Below are 25049 nucleotides of genomic sequence, written 5' to 3' on the forward strand. Positions count from 1 at the left end.
AGCTCCTAGACCGGTCGCAGAGGGCAGGTGCGGAACGACGTCATGCCGAAGTCGGGGATGCGCTCCACGGCTGCGGCGTCGACGCGCTCCAGCACCCGCGCCTCCGCCAGGGCCGACCACGCCATGCGCAGATGGAGCCGGGCCAGCGACGCGCCAAGGCAGTAATGGCGGCCACGTCCGAAGGCCAGGTGCCCCGCCGCTTGCTCGCCCGTCGCCACCGGCGGCCGGCCCGCGCTGTCTGACACCGCCGTCGCTCCCGCCGCGCCTGTCACCGGGCAGCGGGACATCGCCTCGCCGCCTGCCGTGTCATGCCCGGCGGAGGCCAGGATCAGCACCACCCGCTGCCCGGTGACGAAGGGGTGCCCGCGGTAGTCGAAGTCCGCCTTCACCTCCCGGGGCGCGAAGTGGAACGGAGGATCGAAACGCAACGCCTCCTCCACCTGGGCGTCCGCCCACACCTCCGGGTCCGCAAACGCGGCGCCGGCGCTGTGGTCCGTACCGGGCGCGGGCATCTCCCGGGACTGCGCATGCCGCAGGGCCATGACGCAGGTGGCGGTCGCGGTGGGCTCGACACCGCCGGTGACCAACTGCGCCACCATCGCCACCACGTCGTCCAGTTCGACCGTCTGCTCCTCAACGAGGGCCCGCGCCAGAGCCTGGGCGACCGGGGTGACGGGATCGTCCAGCATGCGCGAGACGACGTAGCCGGTCAGTTCCTCCACCGCGACGCGCGCGGCCCCGGCCAGCCGTACGTCGACCCCGGTGCTGCCCAGATAGCGCACCAGAGCGTCCGACCACCGCACGAGCCGGGGGCCGTCCTCGTCGGGGGAGGTACCGAGCAGACGGCTCAGTGTCCAGGTCGCCGCGGGCCGGGCGAAGCCGGTCAGCAGATCGGCGGGCCCCGCGCCGAGCCCGCGGGCCAGCGAGCGGGTGACCTCCCTGATGGCGTCACCCATCGGGGCGACGGCCGTGCGGGACAAGGCGGGTTGCAGCCGTCGGCGCAGCAGCTGCTGCGCCGGCCGGTCGGAGAAGACCGGCCACCGGGCGAGGTGGTCCTCCACCGGTACGACGTCGCGACGCTCGGGCAGCGGAAGGCTGTGCACCCAGTCCGGGTAGGTGTGCGCCCCGAGTCGTGGATCGCGCAGCAGCTCGACCGTGTCGTCGCGGCGGCTGACGTACCAGGATCGGGTCTCCTCGTCCCAGTGCACCGGGCTGCGCTCCCGGAGCAGGCGGTACAGCGGGTACGGGTCGAGCCGGCTGGCGGGGGTGACGACGGGCGGCAGGGCCTGGTCGCGGACGGTCATCGCGCACCGGCGCTCTCGTACTCGATGCTCTCCATGGCCTGGCAGTCCGTCCAGCAGATCGCGCAGTCGTTGCGCCTGATCCGGTCCCTGGCCTGCTGGGCGAGGCTGCCCGTCCACAGGGGCAGGATGTCGTAGCCGGTGTCCCGCACGTTGCCGATGACGTCCTCGGTCATGGTGACGCAGGGGGCGATGCCGCCGTAGGGGTCGATCCACAGCGACGCGAACATGGCGTAGCACGGAACGATCATCTCGTTCGGTGAGTTGACGCTCTGCGGGATGCGCTCGACGAAGGGCAGCGTCCGCTCGAAACGGTACTCCCGGTTCAGCTGCTCCACCGTGCGGATCAGCTTCTGCCTGCCCTCCAGGGTGTTGTTCTTCGCGTAGTAGTGACCGGAGGCGACGGGCCGGAAGGCGAAGTCGTCCGGTTCCCTGACAAGGCCGGTGCGCAGTGCGTCGGCCATGAGGGCCGGCAGCTCGTCGACGTTGTCGTCCATGATGGTGAAGCTGATCTGCTGGCTCAACTGCGGGTAGGACTGCCGCAGTTCAGCGAGGTCCCGCAGCAGGGCGCGGGCGCGGTCGTAACCGTTCCTGACCCCGCGGATCCGGCCGTAGGTGTCGGAGAAGCCGTCCAGGGAGACGCTCACCACGAACAGCGAGTCCTCCGGGGCCTCGGTGAGGATCTTCCGCACCATGCCCAGAATCCGTTTCGGCTGGAGCCCGTTGGTGGTGACCGCGACGAAACCGGTCCTTCGGAGAACCATGCTCAGAAGTTCCACCACGCCTTCCTTGAGGAAGGGTTCGCCGCCGGTCACGTCAATGGACGTGACGCCCTGGCTGAGGGCGGATTCGGTGACCCGCAGCCATTCCTCGCCGGTCAGTTCGGTGCTGTAGAGCCCCTTTTCCTTCCGGTATATCTCCCAGATCGAGCACATGGTGCACCGGGAGTTGCACAGATTCGTGATCTGCATGCTCATGCGTCGCGGAACGGGACGCGGAAGCCCGGACTGGCGAAGTCGTCGCACGTCAGCGGCCATTGGATCCATCATGGTCAACACGCTAGGCGGCGCCGGTATATTCGCGGAATACAAAGAATCCGCCCCTCGCTCTCGTGCTTGACACCCTCCTCGGGCCGCTGCCAACAATTGGCCTGTGTTCGGGGCCACTTGGCCCGGACGCCCTCCCATTCGCCTTGCCATAGGAGAGCAGTCATGCGGTTCAACCTCATCGAGGCCGGCCCCGTCGCCGATATCGAGGTCGTCGAGCGGAAAGGGACGGGCCACCCGGACTCGCTTTCCGACGGACTGGCGGAAGCACTCTCTGTCGCGTATTCCCGTTACACGCGGGAACGCTTCGGTGCGGTCCTGCACCACAACTTCGACAAGGTGGGTCTCCTCGGCGGCCGCAGCGAGGTGGACTTCGGCCGCGGCCGCATGACCTCGCCCATCCGCGTCCTGGTCAACGGCCGGACGAGCAACCGTTTCGGTGACGAGGACATCCCCGTCGAGGACATCATCGTCAGCGCCACCCGGGAGTTCCTCGGAGCAAGGCTGCCGAAGATCGACCCGGAGCAGGACCTGACCTTCCTGTGGAACCTCAGCAGCGGCAGCAGCCCGGGCCAGGTCGACGCCTCCTCCGACAAGGAGTCCTACCGCCGGCACTGGTTCGCGCCGCGCGACCTGTCCGACCTGCGCGAACTGACGCACCTGGTCTGCAACGACACGTCGATCGGCACCGCCTACGCACCGCTGAGCCCGCTGGAGACCTTCGTGCTCCAGGTCGAGAAGGAACTCCACGAGGAACACGAACTGCCGTGGCTCGGCACCGACATCAAGGTGCTCGCCGTACGCAGGGGCACGAGTCTCGACCTGACGATGTGCCTGCCCCAGATCGCCGACGAGGTCCCGGACCTCGAGGCGTACGCGGCGAACATCGAGACCGCCCGCGGCATCGTCTCGGACCTCGCCGCGCGGATGCTGCCCGGACACACCGTCGAGCTGTTCACCAACACCCGCGACAAGTACGACATCCCGGAGCTGTACCTCACCGCCACCGGCTCCTCCATCGAGAGCGGCGACGAGGGGCTGGTCGGCCGCGGCAACCGCGCCAACGGACTGATCGCCACCGCCCGTCCGTACACCATGGAAGGCGTCTGCGGGAAGAACCCGGTCTACCACACCGGCAAGATCTACACCGTGGCCGCGCAGCGCATCGCGGACGAACTCGCCGCGGCCTTCGACACCGGATTCCGCGTCTGGGTCATCGGGCAGGCCGGGCGTGCTCTCGACGACCCCTGGGAGGTCGTGGTCGCCCACGAGGGTCCCGTCGACGCCAACCTGGTGGAGGTCACCGTCAAGTCGGTCCTGTCCAACATCACCAGCATCACCGACGACCTCCTCTCCGCCTCGATCCGGCTCTACTGACGATGCGCACCGATACGGCATCCGCAAGGGCCGTGACGCCTCCCGCCACGGCAACGGCCCTGGCGGACTGGCTCCTTGACCGCCCCCGCGTCACCACCGGCCCGCACGCCGGCGGGGTACGGGGGAGCGTCCGCGGCCCGGACCACGACTACGTCTATCCGGAGATCGCCGGGTACTACCTGACCTGGCTGTCCTTCCTCGAAGCCACCGGCGCGCCGCAGGCCGCGCAGGCCGACGCCGTCCGGGCCGGGGTGATCGGCTGGCTGGCACGGGAACTGGCCGCGGAGCACGGCCCGCGCACGCGCCGCTACCTCCGCCCCGCGGCCGAACCGGCCGACGAGTGGCGCAACCACGCCCTGTTCGCCTTCGACCTGGGCATGGTGCACCGGGGACTCGCGGCCGCGCTTCCGGCGGGCGCCGGGGCCGAGCAGTCGGACGCCCGGGCGCCGTTGGCCAGGACCGCCGCGTTGCTGGACCGGCTGCGGGACCGCGACGGCAGCTGGCTGGCGTGCCTGCCCCACCCCGGGGCCCCGGCACCGCCACCGCGCTGGTCGACCACCGCGGGCCCGCATCTGCTCAAGGTCGCCGGGGGAGTGCTGGCGCTGGCGCACGGGACCGGGACGCCGTCCCTCACCGCGGCGGCGACGGCCACCCTGCACCGCCACGCGCCCGGCCTCGTGGCGGGACTGCCCGCGATGAGCCACCCGGCGCTGTACGCACTGGAAGGACTCCTCCAGGCGGAGCTGGCCGGACACCACGCCTACCGGGGGCAGTTGGAGGAGTCCTACGCCCTGCTGCTGGCACAGGTCACCGACGGCGTCCTGCCCGAGTACGCCCGGCAGCCGGACAGCCGGGTACGCAGCGACGTCATCGCCCAGATGCTGCGCGTCGGATCCGTACTCGCCGCGCAGGACCGGCTGGACACCGCGGGCAGGCACACGCTCCCCCTGCTCGCCCGGCGGCTGACGGCGATGGTCTCGCCCCTGGGTGCACTGCCGTTCGAGGACGGCGGCACCGGTCCCGCCGAGCCCGCCGTGTCCCGTGCGTCCGCGGTGGCCGGCCACGGCAACACCTGGTGCGCGATGTTCGCCCATCAGGCCCTGACCTTCCACGACCGGGTGGCCCGCGGGCAGCCCCTGCCCCGGGAGTGGATCCGGCTGCTGGTGTGAAGCCGGCGGAGCAAGACGCCCGGGCGCACGGCCCCATCGCGAAGGAGTGACCCACATGCAGCGGCGGACCGTCGCGCTCGTCTTCGGCACCCGGCCGGAGGCCATCAAGATGGCTCCCCTGATCAAGGGATTCGCCGCACGCGAGGAGTTCCGCGCGCTGGTGGTGACCACAGGACAGCACACCGACATGGTCGAACAGGCGCTGGCGGAGTTCGGTGTCGAAGCCGACATCACCCTCGGCGTGCGACGCGAGCGGCACACCCTCGCCGAGCTCACGGGCGCCGTCCTCGCCGGCGTCGACGAGGTGCTGTCCCGGTACCGCCCGCAGGCACTGCTCACCCACGGGGACACCACCACCACCCTGGGCGCCAGCCTGGCGGCGTTCTACCGGATGGTGCCCCTGGTCCACGTCGAGGCCGGCCTGCGCTCGGGCAACCGCTGGGCCCCCTACCCGGAGGAGATCAACCGCCGGGTCACCTCCCTGGTGACCAACCTCCACCTCGCTCCGACCCCCCAGGCCCGCGACAACCTCCTCGGCGAGGGCGTGGACCCGTCCACCGTGGTGGTCACCGGCAACACCGTGCTGGACGCCATGCACCTCCAGCTCGGCTCGGCCGACGCCTGGGCCGATCCCGCGCTGGACGTCCTCGACCGCGATCCCCGCCGCATGGTGCTCCTGACCGTCCACCGCCGTGAGTCGTGGGGCACCGCGATGAGCAGGATCGCCCGCACCTTCGCCGAACTCGCCGACCGGCATCCCGACATGCTGATCGTCGCCTGCGTACACCCCAACCCGCGGGTCCGCGACGCGCTGCTGCCCGCACTGCGCGGGCGGCCCAACATCGTGACCGTGGGGCCCCAGCCGTACTCCACCTTCCTGCGCCTGATCCGCAGGGCGCACATCGTGGTGACGGACTCCGGGGGAGTGCAGGAGGAGTGCACCGGCCTGCACACGCCGGCGCTGGTGCTGCGGGAGGTGACGGAGCGGCAGGAAGCCACCGCCACGGGCGGGGTGGCGCTGGTGGGCACGGAACCGCACCAGGTGCGCGCCGCCGTGGAAGCCCTGTGGGACGACCCCCACCGGCACGCACGGATGGCGGCCGCGGTCAGCCCGTTCGGTGACGGGCGCGCCACCGACCGCTGCGTCGCCGCGGTCGCCGGACTGCTGGGGCTCGGCGACGGGCCACTGAGCGAGTACGAACCCCTGCTGACGAACGAAGGAACACCGCGATGACCTCCGCCAGGCACACCACCTACCTCGTCCGGCACGCGCGGACGGCGTACAGCGCCCGTCACGTCGTCAACGGTTCCCTGAAGGTGGACGTGCCCCTCGACGCGGCGGGCACGGCCTCCTGCCACGCCCTGTCCGCCCCGTGGCTGGACACCGTCGCCACCTGCGTCACCAGCGGCTTCACCCGCACCCGGCAGACGGCGCACGCACTCCTCGGCGACCGGCACGTCGTCCTGCACAGCGACCACCGGCTCGACGAGATCGACTACGGCGTCTTCGAAGGGGGCCCGTGGACCCGGTACGGGGACTGGCTCGCCGAAGCGGGCCGGGACGCCACCCCGCCGGGCGCCGGCGAGTCCTGGAGCGGGGCGGTCGCGCGGATGCTGAGCGGCCTGTCCGCCTGTCTCGAGGTGCCCGGTCCCCGTCTGGTGGTGGGCCACGGCCTGCTGGGTTCGGTGGTGCGCTGGCTGATGACGGCGCCTCCCGGGGAGCGTCTGTCCCGGCCCTTCCTGCCGGAAGCCCCCTGTCTGGAGCCGGTCGTCCTGGACGACGACGAGCTGACGCGCCTCCTGAGCGACGCCGGTGAGCGCCTCGGTCTCGCGGCGGTGTCCGAGGCGGCCGGGCGATGAGCGACACGGACGACTACGACGCGATCGTCGTCGGTTCGGGGGCCGCGGGCGGTTGGGCCGCCCGCACGCTCGCCGAACGGGGCGCGCGCGTGCTGGTCCTGGAGGCCGGCCCGCTGCTGCCCGGCGACCACCGGGTGGACCGGGCCGTGCACAGCGCGCGCCGTCAGTCGGTGCAGTCACTGTGCTCGGCCTACGAGCCCATGACGGCCCACCTCTTCGTCGACGACGCCGACCACCCGTACCAGACGGACGAGGACGCGCCCTTCCACTGGTTCAGGGGCCGGCAGCTCGGCGGCCGGCTTCACCTGTGGGCCGGCGTGAGCCTGCGCATGTCGGACCGTGAGTTCACCGCCCGTCCCGCGCCCGGGGACACGCCACGGGCCTGGCCTCTCGGACACCGGGACCTGGCCCCCTTCTACGAACGGGTCGAGTCCTTCATGCGGGTCACGGGCGGGGCTGAGCACTCCCCGGCCGCGCCGGCTCCCCGGAGCGTCGACGACCGGCGGCCCTCGCACGCGGAGCGGCTGCTCGCCGACACGCTCGCCGCCCGGTGGCCGCAACGACAGGTCCTGGCCGGGCGCGTGGCCCGCGCGGACGCCGACGCGGTGCTGACGGCCGCCCTGGACACCGGACGGACCGCGCTGCGCACCAACGCCGTCGTCTCCCACCTGGAACTCGACCCGGCCGGGGGACGCGCGCGGGGGGTCGTCTTCGCCGACCGGCTCACCGGCCGCTGGCACCGGCGGCGGGCCCGGGCGATCCTCCTGTGCGCCTCCGCGGTGGAGTCCGTGCGCATCCTGCTGAACACCCGCACCCCACAGCACCCCGACGGCCTGGGCAATCGGCACGACCTGCTGGGACGCTACTTCTGCGACCACCTCAGCGGCCCGTCCGTCAGCGGCACGCTGCCGGGGGCCGGCACCGCGCCGCAGCCGTCGGCCGCCCCCGGGTTCGTGCCGGTGAGTCACGTGCCCCACTTCGGTGACGAGCGGGAACGGCCCGGCTACGGCATCACCCTCCTGGCCCCCGAAGTCCTGCCCCTGAGCGCCCGCAGCGCCGACTGGGCGGCGTCCGCGGCGGCCGGCACCACACCGTTTCGCCTGTGGTCCTGCGGGGAGATCCCCGCCCGCCGGGACAACCGCGTCCAGCTCGCCGACGCCCCCGACGCCTGGGGCATCCCCCAGGCCCACATCCGCCTGCGCCACGGCGCCGAGGAACGTGAACTGGCCGCCGAACAGGCCGCCACGATGGCCGAGATGGCCGCGGCGGCGGGCTGGGACGTCACCGACGTCACGGACACGCCCGCCGTGCCCGGCACGTCCGTCCACGAACTGGGCGGCGCGGCCATGGGCACCACCCCCGACCGTTCCGTGACCGATGCCGCCAACCGGCTGTGGGAAGCCCCGAACGTGCTCGTCGCGGACGGGGCCGCCTTCACCACCCCCGGCTGGCAGAACCCGACCCTGACGATCATGGCCCTGGCCACCCGCGCCGCCCACTTGCTGGCCGACGCCGCCCGCGCCGGCCGACTGGAGCACCCCATCCCATGAGAATCATGCTGATCAGCGACGTGGACGTGGAGAGCGGCCGTGGACCCGTGACCCGCCTGGCCCACGTACTGCCCCATCTCGCGCGGCGGGCCGAGGTCTCGCTCATCGCGCTGGGCCCGGCCGACGCCGTCTGCGGCCGCGCCCTGGCGGACAGTGAGGTGTCCACCCGCGTGGTGCCGTTCGCCCTCGACGGCTGGCGGGTCAGGGACCTGCCCGCGCTGGTGGACCGGATCCGTGAAGCGGTTGCGCAGGACCGGCCCGACCTGGTGGTCCTCTACCGCGAGATCTGGGACCTGATGCACGCGCTGCCACCGGTCCTGGCCCGACTCGGCGTGCCCTTCGCGGTCATGCCGCACTCGGTCCCGTTCCTGGACGCGGTGTCCCGGCCCACCCGGTCGTTCACCTGGGACCTGGTGCGCCGCCTGCCCGGTGAGCGCCGCGGCCACGCCTGGCGGTACCTGCTCACCCACGTCCACCAGGTCGGCCTGATGCGCACCCTGCCCCGGGTCGTCATCAACGAGACCGTCGACCACTACCTGGAGGGCTACTTCCCCGGAGCCCCGACCGCACGGGCCATCCCGGGCTACGCGGTGGACCTGTCCGCGATCACCGCCGCACAACCCGCCGAAACCCGCTACGACGTCGCCTTCATGGCCAAACTCACCAAGGGCAAAGGGCTTTTCGACACCCTCCGGGTGATGCGGCACCTGCGCAGGGTCCGCCCCGGAGCGCGCATGGTGGTGATCGGCTCCTTCGAGAGCCGCCGCGTCGAGCGCGCCTACCTCGCCGCCCGTGACCGGCTCGGCCTGCGCGACGCGATCCACCTGGCCGGCTGGCTCACCGGTGACGAGAAGTACCGGCTCCTGGGCTCGGCCCGGACCTTCTGCTACCCCTCGCGATCGGCCGACACCTTCTCGCTGTGCCTGCTGGAAGCTCTCGGCTGCGGCCTTCCGGCGGTCTGCTACGACGTTCCCTTCGCCCGACTGGTGTACGGGGACACACTCGCGGTGAGTACGGTGCGCTACGGATCGGCCCGGGCCATGGCCCGACGACTTGACCAACTCCTTACCGACGAGGCGCAGTTGAGAGGGTCGGAAGAAGCCCTCCGTTTCGCCAGCCGTTACTGTTCTTGGAGCACCGTGGCTGATGCGGAGTACGCCGCCTACCAGGCCTTGCTGGCTCCGAGGCATGGTGCCTCAGCCCACGGCCAGAGAAACAATGTGAGGAATTCCCGTGCTTGACCTGAACTACGTGCTCCAGCACCAGGACGAGGTCGTCCGAAACTGCGCCGACCGGGGCTACGACATCGACATCGAGCGCATCGTCCGCCTCGACCGCGAGCGCCGCGCCGCCATCGGACGGCTCGACGAGACACGGCACGAGATCACCGTGCTCGGCCAGCAGTGGAAGAACGCCACCGACAAGGACGAACACCGCCGTCGTGCCGTCGCCCTGAAGGAAGAACGGTCCCGACGCGAGGCCGAGGCGGAGAAGGCCGAAGCCGAACTGCGCGAAGTCCTCTCCTGGCTGCCGAACATGCTCGACGAGCGGGTCCCCGTCGGAGGGGAGGAGGACAACCAGATCGTCCGCAAGGTCGGCGAGCCGCCCGCCCTGGGCTTCGAGCCGCGCCCCCACGAGGAGATCGGCCGGCTCACCGCCACGATCGACATCCCGCACGGGGTCAACGTCGCCGGCTCCCGCTTCTACCTGCTCATGAACGAGGCCGTGCAGATGCGCTACGCGCTCACCGACCTCTTCGTCAAGCGGGCCCGCCAACAGGGGTTCGAGCTGGTCTCCCCGCCCTACCTGGCCCGCCGGGAGACCCTCTTCGCCTCCGGCTACCTGCCCTTCCAGAGCAAGGACAACTTCGCCGTCGACGACGACCTGACGCTGATCGGCACGAGCGAGCAGGCGCTGCTGGGCATGCACGTCGGCGAGACCCTCGACCGGCTTCCGCTGCTCTACCTGGGCGACTCCATGTGCTTCCGCACCGAGGCCGGCTCCTACGGCCGCGACACCGCCGGCATCCTGCGCGTCCACCAGTTCTACAAGCTCGAACAGTTCATCTACTGCCGCCCGGAGGACAGCGAGCACTACCACCAGCTGTGCCTCGAGAACGAGGAATGGCTGATGACGGAGCTCGGCATCCCCTACCAGGTCGTGCTCACCGGCTCCAAGGACCTCGGCGCGCCCGGCCGGATCAAGTACGACACCGAGGCGTGGCTGCCGTCCCAGGGCCGGTACCGCGAGATGACGTCCAACACCAACATGGGTGACTACCAGGCCCGTCGAGGACGCATCCGCTTCAAGATCGGCGGGGAGAAGGGCTTCCCCCACACCATCTCCGCCACCGGGTTCTGCGACCGTCTCATCCTGGCCATCCTGGAGAACTGCCAGCAGGAGGACGGCTCCGTCCGCGTCCCCGAACTCCTGGTGCCCTACCTCGGCACCGAGGTGATCACCGTCCGTCCCGTGCAGGAACAGCGCCCGAAGGTCCACTGACATGACACGTCCGCCCGCAGCCGCCTTCGCCCGCGCCCTCGCGGAATACCTGGGCCCACGCAACTGGCGGCAGAGCCGGTGTACGCACTGCGGACGCCGGTACTTCGCCAAGAAGGCGGCGGCGTGCGGCAGCCCGTGGTGTCCGGGCACGGCGTCCGTCCCCGGGGCGGACGCCGCCCGCCCGCCGGCCCGTCCGGTCCCGGCCCAGTGGCAGCGGATGCACGCTGTCTTCCGCGGCAGGGGCCTGACGCCCTTCGCCATCGACCCCACCGGCGTGGCCCGCGACACCGACCTGATCGTCTCCGCACTGCAGTACCTCGACCCCGTCGTCCACGACGGGGCCCCGCCGCCCCGGGGCACCCAGATCCTTTCCCAGCCGTGCGTCCGGTGGCGTTACCTTCCCGGCGCCGGCCGGGAAGAGGGCGTCTCCTCGTCCTTCGTCAACCTCTCCTCCCTGGAGACAGGGGAGGGGGACCTGGTGGACCGCGTGCCCGCACACCTCGACCTGTGGCTGGACGGGCTGTCGGCCATCGGCCTGCACGCCCGTGAGATCACCGTCGCGCTCACCGACGAGGAGTGCGCGTACGGTCCCTACCGGGGGATCCGAGCCGATGTGAACAGCGGCGGCATCGAACTCGGCGAGATCAACTGGTACTTCGAGGTGGACGGCCCGACCGCCCCGGCCTTCTCGGTCATAGACTGCGGCTTCTCGTTCGAGCGGATGGCCTGGGCGGCGGCCGGAGGGCAGGAGGCGTACCACGACCTGCTGTCACCCCTGTACCTGGTCGGCGTCGCGGACGGGGGCGTGCTCAACGACCGCTGCCGCACCCTCGCCCTGCTCGCCCTCAGCGGGGTGCGGCCGGGCAGTCGTGGCCCGCGTCGGCATGTCCGCCAGCTCACCGACGAGCTTGTGGCGCCCTTCCTGCGCGGTGTGAACGTACGGGGCTGCCTGCACCACGCGGCGCGCTTCTGGGAGCAGTTCCTGCCGGCCGGGAGCCTCGTGCCCAACGCGGTGGACGAAGCGAGCGCAGCGGTCGAGCGGCGTGCCCTGGACCTGCTCGCGCGCGCCCTGCGGCAGCCCGCCCCGCCACAGCAGCTGGAGTTCAGTGAAGCCGCGGACGTGCTTGCCGCCCGCTCGGGAGGGCGTGTCGTGCTCTCGCGAGCCGTGAGCAGTCTCGCCGGAGTCGTGTGAACCGGCGGGAACGCCACGGGCGGCACGCGCGCTGCCGGCTCGACCAGCGCACGTGCCGCCCCGTGTCAGGCGTCATGCATCGATGTCGCTACCGGCCACCGACAGGGCCAGCAGCAGGAGCTGCGCGCGGTTGTTCACACCGGTCTTGAGGCGGATCCGGCGCAGATAGGTGTCGACGGTGTGCGGGCTGATCTGCATTCTCCGGGCGGTCGCCGAATAGGTCCTGCCCTGCACCAGGTTCTTGAGCACCTCGATCTCTCGAGCGCTGAGCGCGGACGCGTTCATGGTGACCTGACTGCTCACAAGCTCCCCATTTCCTCTCTGGCCGTCTCCCGGTGGCAGGGGAACCAAGGGAGACCGCAACCACCGGCGCCCGCACACGGTGACCGGAGCGAACGTGTGCCTTCATTGTTGGCCGTGAGGGATACGGGAACGGGGAGGGAAGCCCGTCACCAAGTTGCCCTGCATCAAGCGCCTCCGGGGCATGAACCTCCCAAGTCGCCTCAAACCGACACTGGTTCGTGGCGGCGAAGGACACCCGTCCCCCCACCGGTACCGGGGACGGAGCAGGTGAGGCGGCGAGGCCGACAGGAGGCGGATTCTCGTGACTTAATTCCAGGGGCGATGTCGCTACGGTGGAATGAGCGCAGACCAATTCTCCTGCGCTGGGACCGGCGACGGAGATGCGAGATGACGTGGATGCCTCCTGCGGAACTTCGTGGGTGCACAGAGGCCGACGGGAATGACGCTCAATTCCTGTTGCTCGGACCTTTGTCGGTCCTCCACCAGGAGAAAAGCATTCCTCTCGGTCCGGGAAAGCAGCGGACGTTGCTGGCGCATTTCCTGCTCAACGCGAACCGACCCGTTTCGGTGAGCAGTTCGCTGGAGGCTCTGTGGGACGACCCGCCGCCGTCCGCGGTGAAGAACGTCCAGCTGTACGTGGGCCGCATCCGGCGCATGCTCGCCGGAGTCGAATCGGTCTGCCGCCTGCACACGGTGGGCCGCGGCTATCAACTCGACGTCGACGCAGAACGGGTGGACACCGAAGTGTTCCGCCGGCTGGTCCGTGACGCCTCGCGTGCCCGCCGGGACCGCCGCCTCGATCAGGCGGTCGCGCTGTTCGGGGACGCATTGAAGCTCTGGCGCGGCAAGCCGCTGGAGACGCTGGCCGGCACGGTCGCCCTGGACGCCGAGGTCGGAGTGCTGGAAGACATGCGTCTGATGGCGTGCGAAGAGTACTTCGGACTGATGCTGGAGACCGGTCACCACCGTGCGGCCATCCCCGAGCTGCGGCGGATGGTGGCCGCCTACCCCCGCCAGGAACTGCTGCGCTACCAGCTGATGCTGGCCCTCAGCAGAGCCGGTGACCGCTCGGCCGCACTGTCGACCTACCGCAGCGGCTACCGGCTGCTGGTCGAGGACCTGGGCATCGAACCGTCGCGTCCCCTGCGCGAGTTGCACGACGCCATCCTGGCGGACACCGCCCCCACCCGCACGACCTCCCACGCCACCGCACCCCTGCGGGGCACCACTCCGGTCCGGACCGCACGACCGGGCGGTCGCCGCGGCGCACTGCAGCGCGCCTCCTGACGCGACAGTCCGGCACCGGTCCACTTCACCCCCCGGCACTTCCCTGCCGCACGCCCTGGAGGCCACCCCTATGCCCTTCATCTTCGTCGGAGGGTCGGCTCGTTCCGGCACTTCCCTGGTTCAAAAGCTCCTGGTGAGCCACTCCGCCATCGCGGGTGGACCGGAGTTCGACCACACCGGCGCCATCATCGACCTGTACCGGCGCATGTCCGAGCCCTGGCGCCTGGACCGCCAGGCCTTCTACTACACGGCCGGTCAACTGGCCGACGGTTTCCGGGCCTTCTACGAGGGCTTCTTCACGCAGGTGACCGAACGCGACCCGGACGCCGCGTTCCTGTCGGAGAAGACACCCAGCAACATCCTCGCCGCCGAGACCCTGCTCGAACTGTGGCCGGACGCGGTGTTCGTCAACGTGGTCCGGGACGGACGCGACGTGGTGCTCTCCCACCTGGACGTCAACCGCCGCTACCGCGCCCGTGGCGAGCGCAACCCGGAGCGGGACACGCTCCTCAGCGTCTGCCGGCACTGGAACGCCTGCATCTCGGCGTACTTCGACCTGATGGCCCGGCCCGACCTGCGTGAACGGGTCCACCACGTCGTCTTCGAAGACCTCGTCACCCGCCCCGAGGACGAAGTCCGCCGTCTTTTCGAGTTCCTCGGACTGAAGACGGAGGAACGGCAGATGCACCCGGAGAACATCACCGAGCAGGAAGTCGGCGTAGTGCTGGAAGGAGCCTATTTCACCCAGCAGCTGTACCGGCAGCCTTTCAACGCGGCGAAGACGAATCGCTGGCGTCAGGAGATGAACCCGCTGCAGAAAGCCGCAGCCACCCGCCTCATGAAGTCCAACCTCCAGAGGCTCGGCTACCCGACGTGACGGATGCCGGGGAGACCTCCAACGTGCATCAGGACGGTCGCGCCGCCGGGGCGGAACTCTCCGTCCCGACGGCCCGGCCGGCGTGAACGGGGTCGTCGGCAGTGACATGACACACCCCTGGGTCCATCGCAGGGATCGCGACCTGCGAAGATCGGTCCGCAGATGTGCACCCCCTGTGAGAAAGGGGTGGCAACGGTTGGGGGAGCCCGGGTGACGACGATCGACGAGTACCAGCGGCGCTGCGAGCAGCTGTTCATGGCCGGAGGAAACGCGGCCGTGAGGCGGACCGCCCAGGCAGCTCTGGACGAGCTCGGCCCCCACCCCGATCTGTACTGCTGGCTGGCCCTCGGGCACGCCGCCGAGGACGACGACGAACACGACGACCGCGCGGAGGAAGCCTTCCGGGCCGGACTCGCTCTCGACGGTGACCACCTGGGGCTGCTGGCCGGTTACGCCGAACTGTGCCTTCGTGCCGACTCCTTCGATTACCCGGGCCGGGCCGCGCGAGCCGTCACTTTGTCCAAGCGCCTCAAGCAGCTCGCACCGCAGTCCGCCGAAGCCGACCGGCTCGCGGCAGCAGAACGCTGGGCGCGGCGCGGCTACTGGGACGACCTGCGGATGAGAGCGGCGGCCGCCGCGGTCGCGGGCCGCGACACCGAGGCACAGGCGCGTGCCCTGGCCGTGGATCTCCGGCACGGCGACGAAGCGGCGACCGGGGACATGAACGTCGAGGACCGCGAGGCCGTCGTACGCGCCGCTACCGTCAAGGCGCTGTCCGGGCCGTGGAACGCCCCCGTACGCTTCCTGGGCCGGCATCGCACGGCCGTCTGGGTCCTCAGCGGCATCCTGTGCGTCCTGACCAACACGGTGTTGCGCCAGACCGGAGTCGTCGACACCTTCAGCGCCTGGGGCTTCCTCTGGGGCCTCCCCGTCCTTATGGTCGACCGCCGTTTCGCCGCCATCCGCAAACAAGCCGAGGCACACCACATCGCCACCCTTGAGACGGCGCTCGGCGAACGGAGTTGAGCCCTTTGGCGCAGGCCAACGGTGTACCAGGTGGCGCGGCTATCGTCGCGGAGGCCGTTCGGCAAGGATGATGACGGGTCATGACGATCGTGTTCCGGGTCCCTGCCGGCGGTGCGGAGCGGGTGGGGTTCGCCTATTCGCCGACGATGGAGGCCGTACTGAGTCTCCATGTGCTGGTGGAGCCCAAGCACCATCCCGTCCAGCACGGCTGGGTGCGTGCGATGCGCAAGCTGTCCCCAGGGCTGAAGCGGGAGATCGAGGCGTTCTCCTATGCGGTGCGCTCGTACTTCCCCGAGTTCCTGTTTCCGATGCCGACCGGCGGTCTGGCGGGCTTCGAGGAGGAACTGGCGGGATTGCGCGGGGCGGATCCGGAGCTGGTCCGCTTTGAGTTCGCCGTCCCTCTGCTCACGCCCTGGCCGGGCGGGGGCGAGGGCAGGGATCCGCAGGTGCTGGACGAACCGGAGGTACGCCGGCTGCTGCGGGAGCGCCTTGCACGGGACAGCGACGAAGCGATGGCCGCGATGCTCCTCGACGACCCCCGCGCGCTGCTGGAGCGGTTTTTGAGCATGCTGGAGCGCTACTGGCGGGAGGCGTTCGAGGAGGAATGGGCACGGCTCGAACCCGAACTCGCCGCCGGCGTCAGCGAGGCCGGCCACCAGATCGAGCAGCGCGGCCTGTACGGGATGCTGCGCGGCCTGTGGCCGGAGGTGCGCAGCGATCCGCAGGCCGAACGCTTCTGGCTGGAGCGGCCGCACGACCACGAGGTCGCCATCGGCCCGGCCGACACACTCGTACTCGCCCCCAGTGCCTATGTGTGGCCACACGTACGCGTCAACTGCGACGGCCCGTGGCCCCTCGGCCTCGTCTTCCCCCTCTCCTCGATCGTCCGGGAAGCCCGCCCGAGGATTCCACCCACCCAGCTCGTCGGCACCCTCCGCGCGCTCGCCGACGACACCCGGCTGCGCGCCCTGCGACTTCTCGCCGAACGTCCGCGCAGCACACAGGAGTTGGCCCCGCTCGTCGGTGTCAGCGAGGCCGCCCTGTCCAAGCACCTGAGGGTGCTGGCGAACGCGGGCCTGCTGGAGCGCCGCCGCGAGGGCTACTACGTCCTGTACCGGCTCGCGCCCGGACAGGTGGCGGGCCTGACCCCCAGCCTGGAGAGCTTCCTGCACGGCGAAGGCGCCGGTGAGGTGTCCGAGTACGACTGATTAGCCATCTGCCTAATAAGTGGATCAGAGGCCGGATGGGACCCGACAGTGGCCGCATGCCACTGCTGAAGGACCGCAACTTCCTGCTTCTCTTCGTCGGCCAGGGCATCTCACGCTTCGGCGACGGCCTGTACACCGCCGCGACCGCCTGGCTGGCCTGGTCCCTGACGAAGGACCCCACGGCCGTCGCCGTGGTCAGTGTCTCCGCGTTCGCGCCCGCGTTCGTGGCCACGTTCGTCGTCGCCTCGTACGCCGACCGTCGCGACCGTCGGAAGCTGATGATCGCCACCGACCTGGCCCGGGTCGCCGTGGTGGCCGCGGCTTCCCTCCTGCTCGCCCTCGACCTGCTGGACCTGCCCCTGCTCGTGACGACCACGGCACTGCTGGCGCTGATCGGCGCCCCGTTCGCCCCGGCTCGCAACGCCATCGTCACGCAGATCGTGCCGGACGACCGACTGCAACAGGCCAACGGACTGCTGCAAGTCGCCTTCCGAGCCGCCTTCTTCGTCGGCCCGCTCATGCTGGCACCGCTGCTGGCCTTCGGCTCACTGCAATCGGTGCTGGTGGTGAATGGAGTCACCTTCCTGGGTTCGGCGGCCGCTGTGGCCGCCATCCGCGTGACCCGCCCCGCTCCGACCGGCGCTCAGGCGGGACTGTGGTGCGATCTCAGCGCCGGGCTGCGGGCAGTGCTGGCTGCTCCCGACGTACTCGTGGTCATCGTGACGTTCGTGCTCGCCCTCGCCCTGACCAACGGATTCCTGACCGTCGGGCTGGTCGCAGTCGTGGGACAGGGCGGCCAGTACGGCCTGCTGCTCGGCGTCGCCGGGGTCGCCGAAGTGGTCGGCGCCCTGCTCCTGGCCGGCCTGCGCATCCGCAGACTCGCCCTGGCCGCTGTGCTGGCGTGGGCCCTGCTCGGGATCTTCCGGGCTCCGCTGGGAACGGTCACCTCCCCTGTTGTGGCGGCGGCATTCCTGACCGCCACAGGGTTGGCCTCGGCCCTCACGGACATTCCGTTGATCGCACTGGTGCAGCAGCGCATACCGAGCCATCACCTGGCGAAGGCACTCGGGCTGTGGGAAGCCGGGGTGGCGGGAGCCCTGGCGATCTCCCCCTTTGTGGCCTCCACCGCCATCACTCTCGCCGGAGTGGGGAGCGCCTTCCTGCTCTCGGGAGCCGCCGTCGTCGTCCTGGCCGTCACCGCCGCGCTCACCCTCGCATGCGTAGGCGTAGGGCAGGCCGGTCAGAAGCCCTTCGCCTCGGCCGACGGCACGGCATGTGTCGCGGCGGCGGAAGAAACGGCGGTGATCACGGCCACATCGGAGTGACTGCGCGGATCATCGCTGGGCGCAGGCAGTACCAGACGCTGCCCGACGGGCCCGCACCGCCCGGCGGGTGGGGCAGCCCAGGTGTGCGGATCCGGTGGGGTCCGCAACCGAGCCTCAAGTGGCGGAGCCGACTCGCCGCCTCCCTGCCGGCGCCCGCTCCGGGCCCGGCGGAACCCGCCGCCCTCAGTCCCCGCGAGATCGACAACCTGCGGCTCACGGCTGCCCCGCAAGGCCACATCTTGACTTCCGCGGCGCCCCGAACTCGCAGACAATGCAGTGCTGTTGCCTGTCCGACGGAGGCTCGCCCACCTGGCCGAGCCGGCCTCCCTCCCTCACTCTCCTCCTGACCTCCTGCCAGCTGTATCCGCGTCAGCCGCTCCACGTTCCATGACGACCTCCACCGACAAGAGGCAAGGATCTGCTCGTGCGAGTCCCGGCAGGCGAGGTCGACTGAGTTCAGCGCGCAGGCCACGGTGAAGCCTCCGACCCCCACAAGGAGTCCACATGGCACCACGTATCAGCCGTCGCACCCTTCTGGCCGCAGGCGCGGGCGCCGCCGGTCTGTCCTTACCAGGCGTCACCGCGCACGCCGCCGACCGTGCGCCCGCCGGCGTGAGATTCACCCTGAACGCCCAAGTGCTCGACGGCGGTGAACAGGTCACCTCGATCACCCTGGAGACCGCCCGGCTCGGCCCGATCGACCCGGCCTGTCTGACCACCGCCACCTTCGGCGTGCACGCCAAGGGCACCAGGCCGTTTGCCACCGCTCCCGACGGCGGCGTTGTCACCGACTACGACCTCGACCGCACGGTGACCGCTGTCCGGCTCGACCACAACGGCAACATCGTGCTCGAACTGAGCTACGGCGAAGGCCTGATCGGAGGCAGCACGCTCAGCTACCTGCCGGCCGAGGGTCGCAACGTGATGCTCGACCTCGTCTACACCCTCACGCAGCACGCCCCGATCGTCCTGCGCAACCACCGATCCGTCGTCATCGACAAGTTCGTGCAGAATCCTCGGCTCTCGGACCCTGAGGTGGACGCGTTCAGCTCACACATCTCCGGCTCGGGAATGAAGTACCGGCTGTACTCGCCCACCGGGTCACACTCCTCCCGGCACAAGAAGCGCCCGCTGATCGTCTGGTTGCACGGCGGAGGCGAGGGCGCCTCACTGCCCAACAACTACTACGACAACGAGACCCCGCTACGAGCCAACCGCGGCGCCCTGGGCTTCACCACCCCCCAGGCGCAGCGCATCTTCGAAGGCGCCTACGTCGTCGCCCCACAGAGCACCTCGTACTGGATGGAAGACGGTCCCCGCTTCGCCCCCCTGATCCACGAGATCGTCAACGACGTGGCGCGCAGGAACCGCGTCGACCGCGACCGTATCTACGTGGCCGGTTGCAGTAACGGTGGCTACATGAGCATGAAGATGACCGCCGCCTATCCCACCCTGTTCGCCGCGTCCGTGCCGATCTGCGGGATCGTCGCGCCTTTCCCGTCCGGAGACACACCGCTGATCCCCGACAGCGAGCTGGCACAGATCAGCACCCCCAGCTGGCTCGTCACCTCCGCCGACGACCCCGTAGTGGACGTGCAGGCCAACACCGTCCACGCGCACGACGTGATCCCCGGCTCGCTGATGACGCTCTACGACCACGTCATCTGGAACGGCCACCAGTTCAACGGCCACTTTTCGTGGATCTACGTCGCGCACAACGACCCCAGCATCGACGGGACGCATGTCTGGCAGTGGATGGCCGCTCAGCGTCGGCGCTGAGGGGCGGTATCCGGAATCGTCGGCGGCTGGAGCTGCCGGCGGTTCGTGCTCGCCGTCCGCTACGAGGCGACCGTGTTGGTCGCAGTCCTCAACGAGCGGCTGTAACCATCACCTTCCCAACAAACCCTAGTGGACCCTGACCACGTACTTGCCCCGTACCCCGCCCGCCTCAAGAGCCCGGTGCGCCAATGCTGTCTCTTCCAGCGGGAAGACCGTGTCCACCGCCGGCCGCAGCCTCCCCTCCGTCACCTCGCGGGCGACATCGTCGAAGAGCGCACGTTCGGGGTTGTCGCTGAAGAATCGCACCCGGCCGCGTCCGTGGACGGCGCTGACCGCGATGTAGCCCAGCGAGGCGGCGGGCCGCGTCAGGTCGAAGGCGATGGTGACCATGCGACCGCCGGGCTTCAGCAACCGCCGTACGGTACGCAGGTCGGTGCCCACCGTGTCGAGGACCACGTCGAACGATCCCAGTTCCGCAGGGGACACGGTCCGGTGGTCGGCGGCGTGGTGGGCACCGAGCCCACGGACGAAGTCGAGGTTGGCGGCGCGGGCCAGGGCCGTGACCTCGGCGCCGTACGCCTGTCCGAGCTGGACGGCGGCGTTGCCGACGCCGCCCGCCGCGCCCCGTACGAGCAGCCGTTCGCCAGGGCCCAGTGCCGCCTTGTCGCGGAGAGCCGTGACGGCCGTGGTGGCCACCGGCAGCGCGGCGGCGGCCACGAGGTCCAGCCCGTCCGGGACCCGGCCCAGCCGCTCGGGCCGTACCGTCACGTACTCGGCGGCGCTGCCGAATCCGGAGCTGCGGCCCAGGACGCCCCACACCCGATCGCCGACCGCTACGCCCGTCGCGCCGGTGCCGAGTGCGGCGATTTCGCCAGTGAAGTCCAGCCCGATGCGCTGCGGGAACTTTCGGCCGGTGATGAGGCGGACCCGACCGGAACGGGCAGCCAGTTCGCCGCCGTTCACGCTGAACGCGCGCACCCGCACGAGAACCTCGCCGGGTGCCGGTGCGGGACGTGGCACCCGGCCCACATACAGCACCTCGGGGCCGCCGAAGCGGTCGAACAGTACGGCTTTCATCGTGCGGTCGTCCATCGCCTGTGTTCTCACCTTCGCCACCAGTGGCCTTGCGGGGGATCGTGGCGCCGAGCGTAGGCTGGCAAACGGACGAGATCGTCCAGTTGACCGGAGGTGAGAGACAGCGGTGGGGGAATCCTCTCGGATCGGGGGGCAGGACAGTCTGCGGGCGGACGCCCTGCGCAACCGAAGGCGCATCCTCTCTGCTGCCCGCGTAGTTTTCGCCGAGCACGGCATCGACGCGCCCATGGCGACCGTGGCCCGACGGGCGGGGGTCGGCGTGGCGACGCTGTACCGGCGTTTCCCGACGCGGGACGCCCTGGTGCGGGCCACGTTCGCGCACCAGATGGACACCTGTGCTCAGGCGCTCACCGACGCGCTGGCCGACCCCGATCCGTGGCAGGGCTTCCAGCGGCTGGTCGAGACGGTCTGCGAACTGCAACGGGAGGAACGAGGCTTCCCGGCCGCGTTCGTCGCGGCCTTTCCAGACACCACGCGAGAACATGCGCGAGTACGGGAACAGGCCGAGCGGGATTTCATGACCCTGGTCCGCAGGGCTCAGGCGGCGGGCGCGCTGCGGGCCGACTTCCACCCCTCCGACCTTGCCGTAGCCCTGTTGTCCCACTGCGGTCTGGTCACCGCACTTCCGGGTGACCGTGCGGCGTCCCGGCGTCTGGTGGCCTACTTGCTCCAGTCGTTCCGCGCCGAGGCGGCCCACGGAGTGCTGCCGGCGCCGAGCGCACTGTCGCTGCGCAGTCTTCCACTCGCGGCCGACGGCTCCCGGGGACAGCAACCCTCCAGAGACTGATACGGAACAGCGCCTACCGCCTGGCCCGCTCTTCGGGCGACCGTGCCCCTGTCGCAACAGGACCTAGCCCAAGAGGCGTGCGAGCCAGTCGATGCGGGTGCGGCGGGCTGTGGTCGAGATGTGCGCCTGCGGGTACAGGGCGTCGAACCCGTGGAAACCGCCCGCCCACACATGGAGTTCGGCCTGACCGCCCGCCGCCCAGATACGGGTGGCGTAGTCGGTGTCCTCGTCGCGGAAGACCTCTGCGGAGCCGGTGTCGATGTAGGTGGTCGGCAGGTCGGAGAGGTCCTGGGCCAGTGACGGCGACATGAAGGGGGAGACCTCGGAGTCGCGGAGGTCTCCGAGGAGCGAGCGCCATCCGAACGCGTTCATCTCACTGGTCCACACGCCGGGGGTCATGGAGTACTGGCGGCTGGAGGTGGAGGTGTTGCGGTGGTCGAGCATGGGGCAGATCAGCATCTGCGCGGCGATCGCGGGACCGCCCCGGTCGCGGGCGAGCAGGCTGACACCGGCGGCGAGGCCGCCTCCCGCGCTGACGCCCGCGACGACGATCCGGGCGGGGTCGATGCGCAGCTCGGCGGCGTGCTGGGCGACCCACAGCAGTCCGCGGTAGCAGTCGTCGACCGGGACGGAGCCGTTGGCCTCCGGCGCGAGCCGGTAGTCCACCGAGACCACGACAGCGCCGAACCGTTCGAGCCACTCCAGTGGGATGTCGATCTGGGAGTGGCGGTCACCCATGACCATCCCGCCGCCGTGCATCCAGTAGATGCAGGGAGCGGCGGTGTCGTTGTCGGCGCCGATGTGCGCGGGGCTGAGGACCGACAGGGGGATCGGGGTGCCGTCTGTGGCCGGCACGGTGATCTCGCGCCGCTCGACCTGTCGGTGCGCGAGGAGGGACTCGATGGGTGTCGAGGGCAGTTGGCGCAGGTGCGCGAGGATTTCCGGGGTGAGCTCGGACATGAGGGGCATGTCGGCCAGGAGGTCACGCAGTTCGGGGTCCAGAGCGGGGCGTGCCGTGGTCATGGTCGTTGCCTTTCGCGGGGTGCCGGACAGTCAGGGGAGAGCGGGCGGGGGGGCTTGCTCAGGGCTTTCCGAGAACGGCTTTGCCGCCGACGGGGACGTGGTCGCTGTACTCCGGCTCCTTGGCCAGCAGCGGTCCGATCCGCGCCACGATGGCCTGGGCGGTCTCACCGGCGAAGACCCGGTGATGGTCCTCCTCACTGGTCCAGCCCTCGATGACATGGACGACGTCGGGGTCGGACGCGGAGCGGGAGACCAGGTAGACGAGGCAGTGCTCACTCGCACCGGGGCTGCCCTCCTCCATGCCGGTCAGCAGCAGGTCGATCAGCCGGTCCCCCGCACCGGGCTCGGCAGTCAGGGTGGCGCTGAAGCCATACGTGGCGATCATGGTCGTCCTCTCGGTCGGCTGTGTAGTGGAGCGACTTCCATTCAAGCGGCCTGACCTGCGGAAACGTTAGAACGATGCTGGCGGGTACTTGCACGATCCTCCCGAACACGGGAGCGTCGGACTGCCACGGTGGTGCAATGTCCCCATGCATCTCGAAGAGCTCCGCACCCTGCTGGCCCGGCACGCCAAGCCCGACTGGACCACTGCCATCGACGGCGTGCTCGTCTCCAAGGTCGACCGCTCGGACCCGCCGGAGCTGTCCATGTCCGGCATGGTGCTCGCGGTCATCGCGCAGGGCGCCAAACGACTCGCTCTGGGCGACCGGGTCTACGAGTACGGTCCCGGGCAGTTCCTGGTCGCGTCCGTCGACCTCCCCGTCACCGGACAGTTCACCCAGGCCGATCCCGAACAGCCGGCCCTCGGCTTCGGACTCACTCTGGAGCCGTCCGCCGTAGCCGAGTTGCTCCTCCAGGCCGGCCCCGGTGACACCCCGCGCACCGGTGCGGGCGCGCCCTCGGCGATCGCCGTCAGCGATGCCCCGCCCGCGTTGCTCGACGCGGTGGTACGGCTGCTGCGGCTGCTGGACGAACCCCGCGACCGGGCCGTACTGGCGCCGCTCGTCAAGCGCGAGATCCTGTGGCGGCTGATCACCAGTGAGCAGGGCGCGACGGTACGTCAGCTGGGCCTCGCGGACAGCAGCCTCAGCCACGTCTCCCGGGCCGTGCGCTGGATCCGCGAGAACTACGCGCAGCCCTTCCGGGTCGAGGACGTGGCCCGGATGTCCGGCATGAGCGCCTCGGCCTTCTACCGCAACTTCCAGGCGGTGACCGCGATGAGCCCCATCCAGTTCCAGAAGCAGATCCGCCTCCAGGAGGCCCGGCTGCTGCTCGCCACCCACCCGGGCGATGTCACCGGAGTGGGCCAGCGCGTCGGCTACGACAATCCCTCCCAGTTCAGCCGGGAGTACCGCCGCCAGTTCGGCGCGCCGCCCAGCCAGGATGCCGCGCGCCTGCGTGATGCGGTGCGCGCCCCCAGCGGTCTCCTGCCCTGAGCGGCACGGCGGTCACGAAGGAGGATCAGACAAGGAGGCGCGAGGATCGTTCTACCGTTCCCGCAGGTCAGAGCGGTCCAATGGGATTGATCCCACCACATCGCCGAGGGGCACACCATGAACACTGTTCTGATCACGGGTACGTCGTCCGGATACGGTCGGGCCACCGCCCTCCACTTCCACGAGCAGGGGTGGAACGTCATCGCCACGATGCGCACGCCGCGCGCAGGCGTTCTGCCGGAGTCGGACCGGCTGCGCGTCGTCGAACTCGACGTGACCGAGCCCGCGAGCATCACGGCCGCGTTCGAGGCGGCGGGACCCATTGACGTCCTGGTCAACAACGCGGGGGTGCCCTCGATCGGCGTCTTCGAGGGCACCCCCATGGCCCGGGTTCGGGAAGTGTTCGAAGCCAACACCTTCGGTGTCATGGCGACCACGCAGGCGGTGCTGCCCCGCTTCCGCGAACGCGGCTCAGGTGTGGTGGTCAACGTGACCTCCAGCGTGGTGCTCGGTCACATGCCGCTCTCAGCCGTCTACAAGGCGAGCAAGATGGCGGTCGAGGGATTCACCGCGTCCCTCGCGCTCGAACTCGCGCCCTTCGGTGTGCGGGCGAAGACGGTCCAACCGGGAGCCTGTCTGACGACGAACTTCGCCGTTCGCGCCACGAACGGCGCCGCACCGGACGAAATGGTCCCCGAACCGTACGCAGCGTGGGCGAAGAAGGCCATGGACTCCTTCACCGCCCAGGAGCTGTTCACCGAGGAGACCGATGTCGCCGAGGCGGTATGGCGAGCCGTCCACGACACGACCGGCCAACTGCGCTTCCCCGCCGGTCCCGACGCGCACTGGCTCGCCCAGGCGAAGTGACGAACTACCGGTGCCGTGGCCACGCGCTGACGTCGGATT

23 protein-coding genes are annotated in these 25049 nt (G+C 70.3%); 17 read left to right on the plus strand and 6 right to left on the minus strand.

The features are described from left to right. Positions 1 to 5 precede the first annotated feature (5 nt). The gene (locus AOJ26_RS06260) at positions 6 to 1304 is read right to left on the minus strand and encodes a cytochrome P450 (protein WP_053847160.1); all 1299 of its coding nucleotides are present in this window, start codon (positions 1302 to 1304) and stop codon (positions 6 to 8) included. Next, entirely contained in the window at positions 1301 to 2278 is a 978-nt protein-coding gene (locus AOJ26_RS06265; RefSeq protein WP_159044219.1) for a radical SAM protein, read from the minus strand. The genes AOJ26_RS06260 and AOJ26_RS06265 overlap by 4 nt, the downstream gene beginning before the upstream one ends. A 234-nt stretch (positions 2279 to 2512) precedes the next feature. Between AOJ26_RS06265 and AOJ26_RS06270 the strand changes: the two genes are divergently transcribed. Genes AOJ26_RS06270 through AOJ26_RS06305 form a run of 8 tightly spaced genes read left to right on the plus strand, consistent with a single transcriptional unit; the run spans position 2513 to position 11997 of the window. Continuing rightward, a complete protein-coding gene (locus tag AOJ26_RS06270) occupies positions 2513 to 3724 on the plus strand; it encodes a methionine adenosyltransferase (RefSeq protein WP_053847162.1) in 1212 nt (403 codons plus the stop codon). 32 nt (positions 3725 to 3756) lie between these two features. Continuing rightward, a complete protein-coding gene (locus AOJ26_RS06275) occupies positions 3757 to 4893 on the plus strand; it encodes a hypothetical protein (RefSeq protein ID WP_053847163.1) in 1137 nt (378 codons plus the stop codon). Between the two features lie 55 nt (positions 4894 to 4948). Then, the gene (gene wecB, locus AOJ26_RS06280; protein ID WP_053847164.1) at positions 4949 to 6127 is read left to right on the plus strand and encodes a non-hydrolyzing UDP-N-acetylglucosamine 2-epimerase; all 1179 of its coding nucleotides are present in this window, start codon (positions 4949 to 4951) and stop codon (positions 6125 to 6127) included. Further along, positions 6124 to 6753, plus strand: a complete 630-nt coding sequence (locus tag AOJ26_RS06285) for a histidine phosphatase family protein (RefSeq protein WP_053847165.1) — start codon at positions 6124 to 6126, stop codon at positions 6751 to 6753. Before wecB ends, AOJ26_RS06285 begins: the two co-directional genes overlap by 4 nt. Further along, on the plus strand, positions 6750 to 8303 hold the full coding sequence (locus tag AOJ26_RS06290; protein ID WP_053847166.1) for a GMC oxidoreductase: 1554 nt from the start codon (positions 6750 to 6752) through the stop codon (positions 8301 to 8303). Before AOJ26_RS06285 ends, AOJ26_RS06290 begins: the two co-directional genes overlap by 4 nt. Next, on the plus strand, positions 8300 to 9544 hold the full coding sequence (locus AOJ26_RS06295; protein WP_086724138.1) for a glycosyltransferase family 4 protein: 1245 nt from the start codon (positions 8300 to 8302) through the stop codon (positions 9542 to 9544). The genes AOJ26_RS06290 and AOJ26_RS06295 overlap by 4 nt, the downstream gene beginning before the upstream one ends. After that, positions 9537 to 10805, plus strand: a complete 1269-nt coding sequence (gene serS / locus AOJ26_RS06300; protein WP_053847168.1) for a serine--tRNA ligase — start codon at positions 9537 to 9539, stop codon at positions 10803 to 10805. Before AOJ26_RS06295 ends, serS begins: the two co-directional genes overlap by 8 nt. A 1-nt stretch (position 10806) precedes the next feature. Further along, positions 10807 to 11997: a hypothetical protein gene (locus AOJ26_RS06305; protein ID WP_053847169.1), complete on the plus strand. Its 1191-nt coding sequence runs from the start codon at positions 10807 to 10809 to the stop codon at positions 11995 to 11997. Positions 11998 to 12069: 72 nt separating this feature from the next. On the opposite strand, the gene AOJ26_RS06310 is transcribed toward AOJ26_RS06305, so the two are convergent. Then, positions 12070 to 12300, minus strand: a complete 231-nt coding sequence (locus AOJ26_RS06310; RefSeq protein ID WP_234358466.1) for a response regulator transcription factor — start codon at positions 12298 to 12300, stop codon at positions 12070 to 12072. Between the two features lie 396 nt (positions 12301 to 12696). Here AOJ26_RS06310 and AOJ26_RS06315 point away from each other — a divergent pair, with 396 nt between their 5' ends. The 6 genes from AOJ26_RS06315 to AOJ26_RS06340 all read left to right on the plus strand — a co-directional run bounded on the left by AOJ26_RS06315 (position 12697) and on the right by AOJ26_RS06340 (position 19802). Further along, positions 12697 to 13587 (plus strand): AfsR/SARP family transcriptional regulator, encoded by an 891-nt coding sequence (locus AOJ26_RS06315; protein WP_267889443.1) that lies wholly within the window; start codon positions 12697 to 12699, stop codon positions 13585 to 13587. Between the two features lie 70 nt (positions 13588 to 13657). Next, the gene (locus AOJ26_RS06320) at positions 13658 to 14464 is read left to right on the plus strand and encodes a sulfotransferase family protein (RefSeq protein ID WP_053847171.1); all 807 of its coding nucleotides are present in this window, start codon (positions 13658 to 13660) and stop codon (positions 14462 to 14464) included. A gap of 210 nt (positions 14465 to 14674) precedes the next feature. Next, a complete protein-coding gene (locus AOJ26_RS06325; protein ID WP_053847172.1) occupies positions 14675 to 15490 on the plus strand; it encodes a hypothetical protein in 816 nt (271 codons plus the stop codon). Positions 15491 to 15570: 80 nt separating this feature from the next. Continuing rightward, a complete protein-coding gene (locus AOJ26_RS06330; protein ID WP_053847173.1) occupies positions 15571 to 16698 on the plus strand; it encodes an ArsR/SmtB family transcription factor in 1128 nt (375 codons plus the stop codon). 56 nt (positions 16699 to 16754) lie between these two features. Then, positions 16755 to 18023, plus strand: coding sequence for an MFS transporter (locus AOJ26_RS06335; protein WP_053847174.1), 1269 nt, complete (start codon positions 16755 to 16757; stop codon positions 18021 to 18023). 504 nt (positions 18024 to 18527) lie between these two features. Further along, positions 18528 to 19802, plus strand: coding sequence for a prolyl oligopeptidase family serine peptidase (locus AOJ26_RS06340; RefSeq protein ID WP_053847175.1), 1275 nt, complete (start codon positions 18528 to 18530; stop codon positions 19800 to 19802). A 126-nt stretch (positions 19803 to 19928) separates the two neighbouring features. On the opposite strand, the gene AOJ26_RS06345 is transcribed toward AOJ26_RS06340, so the two are convergent. Continuing rightward, on the minus strand, positions 19929 to 20894 hold the full coding sequence (locus AOJ26_RS06345; RefSeq protein ID WP_053847176.1) for an NAD(P)-dependent alcohol dehydrogenase: 966 nt from the start codon (positions 20892 to 20894) through the stop codon (positions 19929 to 19931). Positions 20895 to 21003: 109 nt separating this feature from the next. Here AOJ26_RS06345 and AOJ26_RS06350 point away from each other — a divergent pair, with 109 nt between their 5' ends. Beyond that, the gene (locus tag AOJ26_RS06350; RefSeq protein ID WP_053847177.1) at positions 21004 to 21684 is read left to right on the plus strand and encodes a TetR/AcrR family transcriptional regulator; all 681 of its coding nucleotides are present in this window, start codon (positions 21004 to 21006) and stop codon (positions 21682 to 21684) included. Positions 21685 to 21747: 63 nt separating this feature from the next. On the opposite strand, the gene AOJ26_RS06355 is transcribed toward AOJ26_RS06350, so the two are convergent. Together AOJ26_RS06355 and AOJ26_RS06360 are read right to left on the minus strand one after the other, a co-directional pair. After that, a complete protein-coding gene (locus AOJ26_RS06355; protein WP_053847178.1) occupies positions 21748 to 22707 on the minus strand; it encodes an alpha/beta hydrolase in 960 nt (319 codons plus the stop codon). Between the two features lie 58 nt (positions 22708 to 22765). Next, complete coding sequence (locus AOJ26_RS06360; RefSeq protein WP_053847179.1) at positions 22766 to 23092, minus strand: putative quinol monooxygenase; 327 nt, start codon at positions 23090 to 23092, stop codon at positions 22766 to 22768. Positions 23093 to 23237: 145 nt separating this feature from the next. On the opposite strand from AOJ26_RS06360, the gene AOJ26_RS06365 reads away from it, so the two are divergent. Both AOJ26_RS06365 and AOJ26_RS06370 read left to right on the plus strand, forming a co-directional pair. Then, complete coding sequence (locus AOJ26_RS06365) at positions 23238 to 24143, plus strand: AraC family transcriptional regulator (RefSeq protein WP_053847180.1); 906 nt, start codon at positions 23238 to 23240, stop codon at positions 24141 to 24143. A 117-nt stretch (positions 24144 to 24260) separates the two neighbouring features. After that, positions 24261 to 25010, plus strand: coding sequence for an SDR family oxidoreductase (locus tag AOJ26_RS06370; RefSeq protein WP_053847181.1), 750 nt, complete (start codon positions 24261 to 24263; stop codon positions 25008 to 25010). Positions 25011 to 25049 lie beyond the last annotated feature (39 nt).

It is taken from the genome of Streptomyces sp. NRRL B-24085, assembly GCF_001282115.1.
Taxonomy (GTDB): Bacteria; Actinomycetota; Actinomycetes; order Streptomycetales; family Streptomycetaceae; genus Streptomyces.